General features: G+C 64.6%; 11 protein-coding genes. 10 read left to right on the top strand and 1 reads right to left on the bottom strand.

Going from position 1 to position 13385, the window contains the following annotated elements; genetic code table 11:
- The 5 genes from mrdA to RT460_RS18735 all read left to right on the top strand — a co-directional run.
- The coding region (mrdA, locus tag RT460_RS18755; protein WP_313321236.1) for a penicillin-binding protein 2 at positions 1–1901 on the top strand (1901 nt) is incomplete at its 5' end.
- Positions 1898–3004, top strand: a complete 1107-nt coding sequence (gene rodA / locus RT460_RS18750) for a rod shape-determining protein RodA (protein WP_313321234.1) — start codon at positions 1898–1900, stop codon at positions 3002–3004. The genes mrdA and rodA, both read left to right, overlap by 4 nt.
- 403 nt (positions 3005–3407) lie before the next feature.
- Complete coding sequence (gene mltB / locus RT460_RS18745; RefSeq protein WP_313321232.1) at positions 3408–4556, top strand: lytic murein transglycosylase B; 1149 nt, start codon at positions 3408–3410, stop codon at positions 4554–4556.
- Positions 4553–5953: a septal ring lytic transglycosylase RlpA family protein gene (locus RT460_RS18740; RefSeq protein WP_313321230.1), complete on the top strand. Its 1401-nt coding sequence runs from the start codon at positions 4553–4555 to the stop codon at positions 5951–5953. The genes mltB and RT460_RS18740 overlap by 4 nt, the downstream gene beginning before the upstream one ends.
- A gap of 86 nt (positions 5954–6039) precedes the next feature.
- Positions 6040–7254: a D-alanyl-D-alanine carboxypeptidase family protein gene (locus tag RT460_RS18735; protein WP_313321228.1), complete on the top strand. Its 1215-nt coding sequence runs from the start codon at positions 6040–6042 to the stop codon at positions 7252–7254.
- Between the two features lie 439 nt (positions 7255–7693).
- Here the strand turns inward: RT460_RS18735 and RT460_RS18730 are convergent, their stop codons facing one another.
- Complete coding sequence (locus tag RT460_RS18730; RefSeq protein ID WP_313321227.1) at positions 7694–8743, bottom strand: lipid A deacylase LpxR family protein; 1050 nt, start codon at positions 8741–8743, stop codon at positions 7694–7696.
- A 305-nt stretch (positions 8744–9048) separates the two neighbouring features.
- Between RT460_RS18730 and RT460_RS18725 the strand changes: the two genes are divergently transcribed.
- The 5 genes from RT460_RS18725 to RT460_RS18705 form a co-directional block, all read left to right on the top strand.
- On the top strand, positions 9049–10248 hold the full coding sequence (locus RT460_RS18725; RefSeq protein WP_313321225.1) for a CsgG/HfaB family protein: 1200 nt from the start codon (positions 9049–9051) through the stop codon (positions 10246–10248).
- 246 nt (positions 10249–10494) lie between these two features.
- Positions 10495–11472, top strand: coding sequence for a CsgG/HfaB family protein (locus RT460_RS18720; RefSeq protein WP_313321223.1), 978 nt, complete (start codon positions 10495–10497; stop codon positions 11470–11472).
- Positions 11473–11717: 245 nt separating this feature from the next.
- Positions 11718–11996 carry a DUF493 family protein gene (locus tag RT460_RS18715; RefSeq protein WP_313321221.1) on the top strand — a complete coding sequence of 93 codons (279 nt, stop codon included), beginning with the start codon at positions 11718–11720 and terminating at the stop codon, positions 11994–11996.
- Positions 11984–12685, top strand: coding sequence for a lipoyl(octanoyl) transferase LipB (lipB, locus tag RT460_RS18710; protein WP_313321219.1), 702 nt, complete (start codon positions 11984–11986; stop codon positions 12683–12685). The genes RT460_RS18715 and lipB overlap by 13 nt, the downstream gene beginning before the upstream one ends.
- A 16-nt stretch (positions 12686–12701) precedes the next feature.
- The coding region (locus RT460_RS18705; protein ID WP_313321217.1) for a lipoyl synthase at positions 12702–13385 on the top strand (684 nt) is incomplete at its 3' end.

Here is a 13385-nt window from a genome sequence, read left to right as displayed (position 1 = left end):
CCGGGCGCGGCCTGATCTACGACCGCAACGGCCGCCTGCTGGCCGAGAACGTGCCGGCATTCCGCCTGGATGTGACCGCCGACAAGGTCCAGGACATGGACGCGACGCTGGCTGGCCTGCAGAAGATCTTCTCGCTCAGCGAAGAAGATATCGAGCGTTTCAAACAGTCGCGCAAGGCCCGCCGCAGCTTCATGCCGGTGACCTTGAAACTGCGGGTCAGCGACGACGAAATGGCACGTTTTGCCGTGGACCGCTGGCGCTATCCGGGTGTCGAGCTTGAGCCTTACCTGACCCGTCGCTATCCCTATGGCGATCTGTTCGGCCACATCATCGGCTATGTCGGCCGGGTCGATGACAAGGACCTGGAAGAGCTGGGCGAGGGCAATGCCGCGCTTACCCATATCGGCAAGTCAGGCCTGGAGCGCTACTACGAGACCCAACTGCGCGGAAGGATCGGCTATGAGCAGGTCGAGACCAATGTGCAGGGCCGCGCCATCCGTACCGTGGGCCGCGTACCGGCGCAGTCGGGTACCGACCTGCGACTGTCCATCGACGCCGACCTGCAGCGGGCCATGGTGGCGGCCTTTGGCGAGCAGGAAGGCTCGGCGGTGGCGATTGATCCGCGCACCGGCGAGATCCTGGCCATGGTCAGCCTGCCGTCCTACGACCCCAATCTGTTCGTCAACGGCATCTCGCATGCCGACTTCAAGGCCCTCAACGAAAATCCCTCGCGACCGCAGTTCAACCGCCTGGTGTTGGGCGGCGTGGCGCCGGGTTCGACGGTGAAGCCCTTCCTTGGCCTGGCCGGTCTGGATAGCGGCCTGCGCCGGCCCGAGGACAAGATCCTTTCGCGCGGCATGTTCTACCTGCCCGGTGTCAGCCGTGGCTGGGGCGATGCCAACCGTGGCGGCCATGGCTGGACCGACCTGCGCAAATCCATCTCGCAATCGGTGAACACCTATTACTACCAGCTCGGCGTCGACATGGGCGTGGAGCGCTACGACGAGTACATGGGCGGGCGCTATGGCTTTGGCCAGCCGACCGGTATCGACCTGGCTGGCGAGATCGGCGGCATCCTGCCGTCGCCGGCGGCCAAGGCCAAGCTGCGCAAGGAGCGCTGGTACCCGGGCGACATGGTCAATGCCAGCATTGGCCAGGGCCTATGGAAAGTCACGCCGCTGCAGTTGGTGCGTGGGGTGGGTGGTCTGGCAACCGGGCAATTGCGTACCCCGCACCTGGTGATGGAACAGCGCGCGGGTTTTGACCATGACTGGGCGCCCACGCCGCAGCCGGCCAGTCGCCCGATCAGCCCGAATCCCGCCAATCTGCAGGCGGTGCGCGAGGGCATGATGGGCACCATGCAGCCCGGCGGCAGCGGTTGGCGCGTGGCATCCGGCGCGGCCTATCGCATGGCCGGCAAGACCGGTACCGCGCAGGTGATCAGCCGCAAGGGCACGGCGGCGTTGAATCCCAAGAGCCTGCCGATGCACCTGCGCCACCGCGCGCTGTTCGTCGGTTTCGCGCCGGCCGAAGATCCGGTCATCGCCATTGCCATTGCGGTGGAAGGCGGCGGTTACGGTGGCTCGGCGGCCGCGCCGATCGCGCGCAAGGTGTTTGATGCCTGGATGCTCGGGGTGATGCCCGAAGGCCTGCAACCGCTGGATGCCGAGCGCGGCACCGTGGTGGTGGGCGTGGCCACCTTCGATACCGAAGACGCCAGCTGGCGTGCCCGCGGTGAGCAGGTCGCGCCGCAATTTGCCGAGCTGCCGGTGATGGTCGGCACGCCGGCGCCGCAGCCCGGGGCGCCGCCGCAGCCCGCGCCCGAAGCGCAGCCCGGTGCTGCTCCGGCAACGGTCCGTCCGGCCGCACCGGCAGCAACGCCAACGGAGGCACGTCGATGAGGGACTTCCTGCGCTGGGCCTTGGAGATGGGCCAGCGGCTGACCCGCGGCCTGGACTGGCCGTTGCTGTGCGCGCTGCTGGTGCTGATGGGCATTGGCCTGTCGGTGCTGGACAGTGCCGGTGGCAGTGGCCTGGTGATGGCGCAGGGCGCGCGTTTTGCCGTTGGCCTGGTGGCGATGTGGGCGATCGCGCGGGTGTCGATCCTGCGCATCCGCGCCTGGACGCCGATGATCTATGCGATCTCGATGCTGCCGTTGTTGGCGGTATTCGTGCTGGGCACCGGCAAGTACGGCCGGCAATGGTTGAACCTGGGCTTGTTCTACCTGCAGCCGGCCGAGCTGTTGAAGGTGAGCCTGCCAATGATGGTGGCCTGGTATCTCAACCGCATGCCCTTGCCGCCGCGCATCCCGGTGGTGCTGGTGGCGGCAGTGATCATCGGTGTACCGACCGGCCTGGTGATGCTGCAGCCGGACTTCGGTACCGGCGTGCTGATTGCCGCCAGCGGTGCCTTCGTGCTGCTGCTGGCTGGCCTGCCGTGGTGGTGGGTGGGCGTGGGCGTGGGCGGTGTTGCCGCCGCCGCGCCAGTGGCCTGGTTCTGGCTGCTGCGGCCTTATCAGAAGGACCGCATCATGATGTTCCTGGACCCGGAGAGCGATGCGCTGGGCGCGGGCTGGAACATCATCCAGTCGAAAATCGCCATCGGTTCCGGTGGCTTCACCGGCAAGGGTTGGGGGCTGGGTTCGCAGTCCCATTTGAACTTCATCCCCGAACAGACCACCGACTTCGCCTTCTCGGTACTCAGCGAGGAATACGGCTGGGTCGGCGTGGCCGTGGTGCTGGCGTTGTACCTGTTCGTGATCGGCCGCTGCCTGTGGATTGCGGTGGACTCGCGCGACACCTACTCGCGGCTGCTGGCCGGCGCCACCGGGTTGGCATTCTTCGTCTACATCCTGGTCAACGGCGGCATGATTTCCGGCCTGCTGCCGGTGGTGGGTGTGCCGATGCCGCTGATCAGCTACGGCGGCACCTCGGCGGTGTCCCTGCTGGCCGGCTTTGGCCTGGTGATGGCAGTGCGCGCGCACCGGCCGGTGCATGGCGGATAAGCGCCGGTCAATAGTCCGAGTCTTGATCCAGATCAAACACAGAGTTTCACAAGTCGTTCACACTGTGCCCGTCACTGGCAGCCACCGCGCCGTGACAGCCGGCCTCTCACGGGGGGACCGGCAGGTTGGCATTCGGTGGACTGGCGTGGGGAGATGCCAGTCCAATCCCCGGGGCTGATCCGGGTGCCGGTCATCTTCGCGGGATGGGAGGATGGCCGGCGCTCCACTTCGCCTTCAGTGGTGCTGCAGCCACTGGACGCCACCGGCGCTGGCCGTATTCATTTGCAGAATCGAAGAGGGTGCCGGGATCAGCTCACCGCCGAAGTGTATTTTTCGCTTCAATCTTCTTGTGATTCATGGTGTTATTGCGGGAAATTCATCTTTGACCTGCTAATCTCGCCCGATGATTAGACGCGCCCTGGTTTGTTGTCTCACCCTCGGCATGGTTGCCTGCGCAACCCAGCCGAAGTCCCCCGTATCGCCTGTCGCACCGGCCGAAACCCCGGTCAAGCCTGGCACTGCACCCACCACCGGCCCCGCGGAAGCGGTGCCTGAGGCCAAGGTGGACCTGCCGCCGGTGGACCTGACCCCGGTGCCGTTCGAGACCGCGCGCGCCAATTTTGTCCGCGACACCGCTGCCCGTTACGGCATTGCCCCGGCACAGATCGAAGCGACGCTGGCGCAGGCACAGATCCGTGATCCGATCATCGCTGCCATGTCGCGCCCGGCTGAGCGGGTGAAGCCGTGGAACGAGTACCGGCCAATGTTCATCACCCAGGCACGCATCGACGGTGGTCGCGCCTTCCTGGCCGAGCATCGCGATGAGTTGACGCGCGTGCAGGAACGCACCGGCGTGCCCGCCGAAGTGATCGTGTCGATCATCGGCGTGGAAACCAGCTACGGCCGTAATGCCGGCAACCACCGCGTGCTGGATGCGCTGTACACCCTGGCCTTCAAGTATCCGCGTAGTGGCGACCCGGCCAAGCTGGAGCGCGAAGTCCGACGCGAGCTGTTCTTCCGCGACGAACTGGCCAAGCTGTTCGAACTGGGCAAGTTGGAGAAGCTGGACATCACCACGCTCAAGGGCAGCTATGCCGGCGCGATGGGCATGGGCCAGTTCATGCCTTCGAGCTATCTGGATTACGCCGTTGACGGCAATGGCGATGGCCGCCGCGACCTGTTCAACAGCTATGACGATGTGTTTTCGTCGATTGCCAATTACTTCGTGAAGAAGGGCGGTTGGGTGCGTGGCGGTACCGTCGCGGTGCCGGCAAGGTTGCAGGCCGGCTTCGAGGAGTTCAATCCCACCGACTGGACCCCGAGCCTGACGGTGACCGAACTGGCAGCACGTGGTTATCAACCGGTGACCCCGGTGCAGGCGCTCAACGCCAAGGCCACCCCGGTGACCCTGGAAGGCAGTGACGGCAAACAGTATTGGCTGGGCTTCCAGAATTACTACGCGATCACCCGCTACAACATCTCCAAAATGTACGCGATGGCCGTGTTCCAGCTGTCCCAGGCCATCGCCGGCAAGGAGCTTCCCCCGGCATGAATATCAAGTGGCTGGTCCCTGCGATTATGGTGCTCGGGCTGGCCGCCTGTAGCAGTGCACCGAAGAAATCCGCACCCGCCGCGAGCGGTGGCGGCAGCCAGGCGGGCAGGGTGGTGCCGGCGCCCACGACGGGCACGGCACGCGGCGATTGCCCGGAAGGCGGCTCGCCCTACGCCCGGGCGCAGGAAGATCTGTCCACGCGCGGCCACTACACGGCCGGCGGCTTGTACAAGCCTGGGGTCAATGACAGCACCCCCACGTACATCCCCAACGTGCGTTGCATCCCCGAGCCGTTGGTGACCAATGAGCCACGTTCGGCGGTCGGTAACAGGTCACCCTATGTGGTGCTGGGCAAGCAATACCGGGTGATGGACCGGGTTGATGATTATGTGGAGCAGGGCACGGCGTCGTATTACGGCCAGAAATTCCACGGCCGCCTCACCTCCAACCGCGAGGTGTACGACATGTACGCCTTCACTGCCGCGCACAAGACGCTGCCGTTGCCGAGCTTTGCGCGCGTGACCAATCTGGACAACGGCGAGTCGATCATCGTCCGCGTCAACGACCGTGGCCCGTTCCATGACGGCCGGGTGATCGACCTCAGCTACGCGGCCGCAGTGCGCCTGGGCATCACCCAGCGTGGCACCGGCCGGGTGGAAGTGCGCGGGCTCAGCCCGGGCAGTGAAAACATGCTGGCCTCGGGCGGCAGCCGCGGCCGTGGCGAACGCGCCAACGCGCGTGCGCGGGCAGCCACGGTGGCCGCTGTGTCAGCGCCGACCGCTGCTGTTCGCTCCAGCGCGCCCGTGGCGCCAAGCCGCATGGATCAACTGGTGGAGAAACTGCCGCCTGCCGCGACGCCGCCGCTTGCAGCGCAACCTGCGCGTCCGGTAGCTGCCTCGGCCGACCATTTCGAGACCTGGATGAAGGACAACGGGGTGCGTGTGGCTACGGGGCGTCCGGCGACGACCGCGGGCGCTGCCGCCAACCCCGCGCCGGTGGCGGTGCAGGCCCTTGCGGCGACCACAACGGCGGCCGCGTCCCGTCCGGCTGTGCCTGCTCCGGTGGCCGCCCCCCGGCTGTCGCCGATGGCGGCGGCAGGCCCGGCAACGACGCTTGCAGCTGTCAGCAACCCGGATGCACAAGCTGCACCCACCCCGCGTACGTTGGGTGGCATCCTGCTGCAGGTGGCCAGTTTCTCCAGCCGTGACAATGCAGCCAAAGCACTTGGCCAGTTGGCATCGGCCGGTATTGCCGGCGCCAGCCTGAGCGACATCGTCAGTGGTGGCCGCACCCTGTGGCGCCTGCGTGTACCGGCCAACGACCATGCGACTGCGGCGGAACTTGCCGGTCGCATTGCAGGTCTGGGTTTTGGCATGCCCCAGGTCGTACGCGACTGAACAACACCAGCGCCGCTGGCATGTCGCCAGCGGCCTACAATGCCCGCCTGTCTTCCCTTTCCTCGTCCATCAGGAACCGTTTTCCGATGAAATTCCGTTTTGCCGCCGCCGCCCTGGCCACGACGCTTGCCGTCGGCCTGGCATCCGCCCAGACGCCGACCCCGACGCCGGTTCCCGCTCCCGCAGCCGCTGCTGCCCCGGCCCAGGTCGCGACCCCGCCGGCTCCGGTGCCGACCACGGCCACCGCTTGGGTGTTGATGGATTACGCCACTGGCCAGGTGCTGGCGGGCGAGAACATCCATCTGCCGGTGCCGCCGGCCAGCATCACCAAGGTAATGACCTCCTACGTGCTTGCCGCGGAAATGAAGACCGGCAAGATCAAGCCTGACGACCAGGTGATGATGAGCGAACGCGCCTGGCGCGAAGGCGGCGCAGGCACCGACGGCAGCTATAGCGGCTTCCCGGTCAACCAGACCGCACGTCTGGAAGACATGGAAAAGGGCATGGCGATCCAGTCGGGCAACGACGCCGCCATCGCCCTGGCCGAACATGCGGCCGGCAGCCAGGAAGCCTTTGCTGCGCTGATGAACAGCTATGCCGCCAAGATCGGCATGAAGGACTCGCATTTCGTCAATGCGCATGGCCTGAATGCCGAGGGCCATCAGTCCAGCGCCTATGATCTGGCGCTGCTGGGCCGCGCTTTCGTGCGCGACTACCCGGAAACCTACGCCTACAACAAGATCAAGGAATTTACCGTAGGCAAGATCACCCAGCCCAACCGCAATCTGCTGTTGTGGCGGGACCAGAGCGTGGACGGCATCAAGACTGGCCACACCTCGGCTGCCGGTTACTGCCTGCTGAGCTCGGCCCAGCGCGGCGACCAGCGTTTGATCGCGGTGCTGATGGGCGGTGCGTCGGAGAAGCAGCGTGCTGACGACAGCCTGGCGCTGTTGAACTGGGGCTTCCGTTTCTTCGAGACCCACCGTCTGTACGAACCGGGCAAGACCGTGACCACGCAGCACGTGTGGAAGGGCAAGGCCGATGAGGTGCAGTTGGGCGTGGCGCAGCCAATGCTGGTGAGCGTGCCGCGCGGCCGTTACAACGATCTGAAGCCGTCGATGGACGTGCCCAAGCAGTTGGTTGCGCCGATCACTGCCGGTCAGGCGATCGGTACGGTCAAGGTGTCGCTGGATGGCAAGGTGGTTGCCGAGGCGCCGCTGGTTGCGGTGCAGGCGGTGGAAGAAGGTGGTTTCTTCAAGCGCCTATGGGACGCCTTCATGATGTGGTGGAAGTCCGAATAAGGGCTTTCAAAGGCTGAAAAGCCGAGCGGCGTTACGGTGTCCTGTCGACCGGGGATAAGGTCGATGGGATACGGTGACGCCGTTTTTGTTTGCCTGCGCGAAGCGCAGTTCTGCTCCGTCACCATGCAACCTGAGCTCGGCCCCCTCCCTTTGCCGTAGGCAAGGGGAGGGTTGGGTAGGGGCTCGGGCTTTCGACTTGATGGGTGTCGTCGCTGCGGAAAAGAGGCCGGACAAGTCGAAAGCTGAAGGGCAAAAGCCGGAGCGTAAAAGCCGGAGCGCCCTCACCCCAACCCGTCTCCCGTAAACGGGAGAGGGGCTAATGGACTAGCCATCGACGTGATGTGAGCCCCTCTCCCGTTTACGGGAGAGGGGTTGGGGTGAGGGCGCTTTTTGCTTCAGCTCCCAACATGCTGCGCCATGCAGGAACAGTCCAATGCGATCACAGCGTGCGGCTGATCGTGAAGCTGCCGAACACCGGAGTCTCCTTTTGTCCGTCAAATTCCCGGCTGCGGTGATAACGGGCCAGGGCGAACTTCCATTTGCCGCGCATCACCGCCACGCCATAGCCGATGTCGCCGACGAACGAACGTTTGTCCACGCTGTGACTGTTGCGGAAGGTATTGCCATCCAGGGTGATGTCACGCACTACCCAGCGCGCGTCGCTGGTCACGAATACATGGCTGGACCAGCCTTCCGCACGTCCGCGGCGGGTGGGCGCAGTGTTCTCACCCGCCGGTCGCATGGGCGAACTGCCGAAGTCGTCAGGCAGCTTCCAGCCAAAACGCACTTCGCCGCCGACGTTGGCATACGTCGCCAGGTTGCCGATCGCGCCGCCCCAGTGACTGATCGCGTCCCAGCCCCAGCCGTCATCGTTGCCGACGGCGGGCCAACGCTGCATGCGCTCATGCAGCAGCTTGAATACCGGCTCGTCATGCAACTGGTTGTCCCAGCCCATGAATTTGTCATCACCCAGCGCATCGTGGACGGCGTCCTGTACCTGCTTGCCCTGTGCCGAAGGGCCCACCATGCCCACGGCAAGCTGGGTGGTACGCAGCTGGTTGCCGTTACGCGCGTTGTAGCCAAAGTTGACCATCAACGCTGCCGCATACGGGCGGTCGTCCCTGATCAGGTCGCTACGGGTGTTGTCGGTGGGCGTATACAAGCCCTGGCCAAGGCTGAAGATCATGTTCTGCTGTTCGAACTCACCGGGATGCAGTTTTTCCAGATGACGGTTCACCCAGCGCGCAAGCCGGGGCAGGCAAGGGTCATCGGTGAAGTCCTGCAGGTTGGGCGAGACCAAGGTGAACATCGCGCCATTGGTGTAACCCTGGTCCTGTTTGTGCCCGCCAAACATGTCGTTGTCGACGCGGAAATTGATGGCAGGGGGGTGATCCTTCAACGCGCTCTGCGCGCACTGCTCGGCAGCAAATGCCTGTGTCGCCGCAGCACCGGAGGCCACCAGCAAGCACACCCCCAACCCGATCTTCATGTGTTGATCCCGTGCCATCCAATATAGGCAGCAAGCTTAGATGCCAGCAACGCGGTGGCCTATCGCTACAAAGCGGACAGTTTGTTGTCGTCGTGGCGGTGGTTTTTCACATCAAATGATTGGCAATGCATAAACGTAAGAGCGCGACGCGGATAGTTTGTAAGGTTGCGTCAGCACTTCAGATACAGATAACCTCCGTATTCACTTATATGATTTTGACGTGAATTCTTATTCGCGCTGGATCCGATCACCGTCAAATCAGGAACCAGCTCGCTACCGGCACGGAAGCGTTACAGGGGGAAAACATGAGTAATTCGAATCAGCGGCCCACGGTGTGGGCGGCGGCGTTGGCTGTCGCTGTAACTACGTTCAGTGCGCCCAGCCATGCGTTCATCAGCAATCTGACCAACCTGCTTGGCGGCAAGTGCCAAGGCAACACGGGTTCGCTACGCATTGTCGAGCCGGACGACGGCATGGGGGCATGGGCGACTTATGGCCTGCCGGCACCCACGCGCATGCTGCGTGTGATGGTCAACGATTCGAAGTGCTTTACCGTGCTGGATCGCGGCGTGGGCTTTGCCGCTGCGCAGGCCGAACGCGAGTTGGCCAGTGATGGTCATCTGCGCGCCGATCAGAACCTGGGCGCCGGCCAGATGCGTGGCGCTGACTATGTCCTGATCCCCGATATCGTGTCGCAGAACGCCAATGCGGGCGGCATGAATGTTGGCGGCAGTGCATCCACGCCGCAGAAGCGTGGCCTGATGGGCGGGCTGCTCAACGTCGCCACGCTGGGTGTTTCGGGCAAGCTGTCCACCCAGAAGCAGACGGCGGAAGTGGTGCTGACGCTGGTCGATGTTCGTACCTCCGAGCAGGTTGTCAGTGTCAGTGGCGAGGCAAAGATCACCGACAAGGCGTGGGCAGCTGCGGTGGCTGCGTCCAACGTCCAGGGCCAGGCCAGACTAAATGCCGGTAGCTGGGAAAATACCGAGATCGGGCAGGTGATCAAGGAGGCCTACGAAGAGGCGTTCTCGCGCATGGTCAGCCAGATCAACCGACGCGGCGGTGGGCTGCAGACCGAGCCTGCTCCGCAGGCGGTGCTGGCAAGTGCGGCGCCGGTGCCGGTCGCATCGCCGGCCCCGGTCACGCCTGCCGTTGTCGCCGCGGTGACAACGCTGGCCCCGGAAGTGCCGGCGGCGGTAGCCCCGGACGTGGTTCCGGCAGACACCGAGATCGCGGCGCCGATTCCCGCGCCGGTTGCGGGTGCACCAGGCGCTGGCGTGGCAAAAGCCGGTGGGGTGGAGCAACTGGCGCGTGGCGGCACCTTGGTGCTTCGTCGCGTAGCCCGATTGTTGGCAGGTGCCAACAGCCAATCCCAGGCCGTGGCCGAGTTGAAGACCGGCATGTTGCTGTTCCCCACCGGGTCCACGGAGGGCAGCATGCTCGAAGTGGAGGACGAAATGGGCAACAAGGGCTGGGTTCCGGCTGCCGCGGTGGAATCGGCGTAAACGGGCATATTCAGGTTGCCGGGCAAGGGCCCGGCGGCCTGATTTTGGATTTGTAGGGAATACCCTTGGTTGATATAGGGGTTTCCCTCACAAAACCATGGTGCTTCCCCTAGGTGCGGTGCGGTAGCATTCGCAGGGACCGGCCCGCGCTCGCCTGCTCGGTAGTTGAAGGACAGGATCTTGCCGCAAGGTCTCTAAGCCAAAGGAACGCACCTCGGAAGGTGCAGGTAATGGGGATAAACGTAGATGCGTAATATCTTTTCACCGCTCACCGCAGCGGCTCTCACCGTGGCTGTGGCTGCAACCGTCGCCAGTGCGCCGGCACACGCCGCTTTCAAGAATCGCGGTACCCAGGCACAGGAACAGCGCAAGGAAGCAGCAGCGCAGATCCCGGTCTGCCAACGTCCGATCGGCACCTTGTCAGTGATCGAGCCCGAAGACGCCACCCACTGGTGGACCGGGCAGCAGCTGCCGGCACCCTCACGCCTGATCAAGGCCTTCGTCAACCGTTCGCGCTGCTTCACGCTGGTCGATCGTGGCGCCGGCATGGCCGCAGGCCAGTTCGAGCGTGAACTGGCAGCCAGTGGCGACCTGCGTGGTCGTTCCAACGTAGGCAAGGGCCAGATCAGAGCCGCTGACTACGTGATGATTCCTGATCTGATCTCGCAGAACAGCAATGCTGGTGGCAATGCCATTGGTGGCCTGCTCGGGGGCCTGATCGGTGGCCGTGCCGGTGCGGTGGTGGGTGGCCTGAACTTCACCAGCAAGACCGCTGATGTGGTGTTGACGGTGACCGATGTGCGCTCGTCCGAGCAGGTGGCGATCTCCGAAGGTTCGGCCCGCAAGAGCGACATGGGCTTCGGTGCCAGCGGTGGCCTGTTCGGCGGTAGCGGCCTGGGCGCAGCCGGTGTTGGCGGCTATGCCAATACCGAAATCGGCCAGGTGATCACCATGGCCTATCTGCAGGCCTATACCGACATCATCGCCCAGTTGGGTGGCCTGCCGGAGAATGCGTCGGCCGCCAACTCGCAGCAGGCGGTCACGGTGACCCGTGCCGGCCGTTTGCTGGCCAACGCCCGCGGTACCGGTGCGCCGGTGCGTTCCCTGGATCCGGGCATGATGCTGTACCCCACCGGCACCAAGGAAGGCGTGATGTGGGAAGTGGAGGATGAGCTGGGCAACCGTGGCTGGGTGTCATCCACCCTGCTGGAACTGTCCAAGTAAGCCGGATTCATCCCTTGGAAGGGCCGCGCAAGCGGCCCTTCTGGTTTCCGCAGGGCCAGAGCCACGCACCTGTAGTGCCGAGCCATGCTCGGCATGAGATTTGCCCGGTAAGGCCTCTGCCGAGCATGGCTCGGCACTACAGGGACTGGCATTGCCGGGGAGGGGGGCTGAGGCCTACGTTCATAGAAGGCTGTGGATCGGCCATGGCCTTGGGTTTGGGCGCTTTCGCCCCGATAATGACGGGCATGGAAATCAAGTCCGACAACCCTGAACACGGCTTCCAATTCCCCGGTACCTTCGAGCTGAGCGCCATGGGCTCGGCCAATATCGGCCTGGAACGCGAGCTGCCGGAGCTGCTGCAGAGCGCCGGCGTGGAAGTGCTCAACGAGCGCATCGCCTGGAAGCATTCCTCCAACGGCAAGTACGTCTCGGTGCGCATCGCCTTCAAGGCCGACAGCCGCGAGCAGTACGACGCGGCCCACGCGGCGCTGCGTGACCATCCGGAAGTGAAGTGGACGCTGTAAACACCTGTCCGGCTCCGGCGGTACGCACCAAGCTGCGCCCGGCCGTGTTGCGTGACCTGGGCCGGCAAGGCTATGAGCCGGTCTGGCACGCGATGCAGCGCTTCACGGATGCACGCGACGATGCCAGCACCGATGAACTGTGGGTGGTGGAGCATGACCCGGTGTTCACCCTTGGCCAGGCTGGCAAGGATGAGCATGTGCTGGCACCGGGCGATATCCCGGTACTGCATGTGGACCGTGGCGGCCAGGTGACCTATCACGGGCCCGGCCAGATCGTGGTGTACCCGCTGTTGGACCTGCGCCGGCTCGGCATTGGCGTGCGCGACTACGTGTGCCGCATCGAGCAGGCCATCATCGATACGCTGGACGAGTGGAACATCGGCGCCGAACGCCTGGAGGGCGCGCCCGGTGTCTACGTGGGCGGTGCCAAGATCGCTGCGCTGGGTATCCGCGTGCGACGTGGTTGCAGCTTCCACGGCCTGGCCTTCAACGTGTCGCTGGACCTTGAACCCTTCCACCGCATCAACCCCTGCGGTTACGCGGGGCTGCAGGTGACCTCGGTGTTAGACTTGGGCGGTCCTTCGGGTACCGAAGCGGTCAAGTCGGTGCTGCTGTCCCATCTGGCCCAGCAGTTCGGCCTGGCCTTGCAGCCGACGCCCGAACTGCCCGATCTGACTACGCGGCTCTGAGGCCGTTGATAACGCCATGACTGAATCCACCACGCGCTCCATTCCCCTGCAGGTACTGCAGGGCGATACCCCGTCCGCGCCGTTGCAGGCCGGCGTCAAGCAGATCGGCGGCGACAAGATCAACCGTTCGCCGGTGCAGTTTGCCGATGTGCCGGTGCTGCGCAAGCCCTCCTGGATCCGCGTGCGCATTCCTTCGGGCAATGCCGTGGCCAACCTGAAGGCCAAGCTGCGCGAGAACCGCCTGGTGACAGTGTGCGAGGAAGCCAGCTGCCCGAACATCCACGAATGCTTCGGCCACGGCACCGCCACCTTCATGATCCTGGGCGAGGTTTGCACCCGTCGCTGCTCGTTCTGCGACGTGGCCCACGGCCGGCCCAAGCCGCCGGACGCCAATGAGCCGGCCAGCCTCGGCCAGACCGTGGCCGACATGGGCCTGAAGTACGTGGTGGTGACCAGCGTCGACCGCGATGACCTGCGCGACGGCGGTGCCCAGCACTTCGTCGACTGCATCACCGCCATCCGCGAAAAGTCGCCCAAGACCCGCATCGAAGTGCTGACCCCGGACTTCCGTGGCAAGGGCCGCATGGAGCGCGCGCTGGAAATCCTGGCGCAGAACCCGCCGGACGTGTTCAACCACAACATCGAAACCGTGCCGGACCTGTACCGCAACGTGCGCCCGGGCGCGGACTACCAGTGGTCG

Origin of the sequence: Stenotrophomonas sp. (genome assembly GCF_032061965.1) — a bacterium.
Classification (GTDB): domain Bacteria; phylum Pseudomonadota; class Gammaproteobacteria; order Xanthomonadales; family Xanthomonadaceae; genus Stenotrophomonas.
This window is presented reverse-complemented; position numbering and strand designations above follow the sequence as displayed.

What these genes read in the sequence shown, in the direction of transcription:
- rodA (WP_313321234.1), top strand. Translation starts at nt 1,898, where the DNA reads ATGAGGGACTTCCTGCGCTGGGCCTTGGAGATGGGCCAGCGGCTGACC.
- mltB (WP_313321232.1), top strand. Translation starts at nt 3,408, where the DNA reads ATGATTAGACGCGCCCTGGTTTGTTGTCTCACCCTCGGCATGGTTGCC.
- RT460_RS18740 (WP_313321230.1), top strand. Translation starts at nt 4,553, where the DNA reads ATGAATATCAAGTGGCTGGTCCCTGCGATTATGGTGCTCGGGCTGGCC.
- RT460_RS18735 (WP_313321228.1), top strand. Translation starts at nt 6,040, where the DNA reads ATGAAATTCCGTTTTGCCGCCGCCGCCCTGGCCACGACGCTTGCCGTC.
- RT460_RS18730 (WP_313321227.1), bottom strand. Translation starts at nt 8,743, where the DNA reads ATGAAGATCGGGTTGGGGGTGTGCTTGCTGGTGGCCTCCGGTGCTGCG.
- RT460_RS18725 (WP_313321225.1), top strand. Translation starts at nt 9,049, where the DNA reads ATGAGTAATTCGAATCAGCGGCCCACGGTGTGGGCGGCGGCGTTGGCT.
- RT460_RS18720 (WP_313321223.1), top strand. Translation starts at nt 10,495, where the DNA reads ATGCGTAATATCTTTTCACCGCTCACCGCAGCGGCTCTCACCGTGGCT.
- RT460_RS18715 (WP_313321221.1), top strand. Translation starts at nt 11,718, where the DNA reads ATGGAAATCAAGTCCGACAACCCTGAACACGGCTTCCAATTCCCCGGT.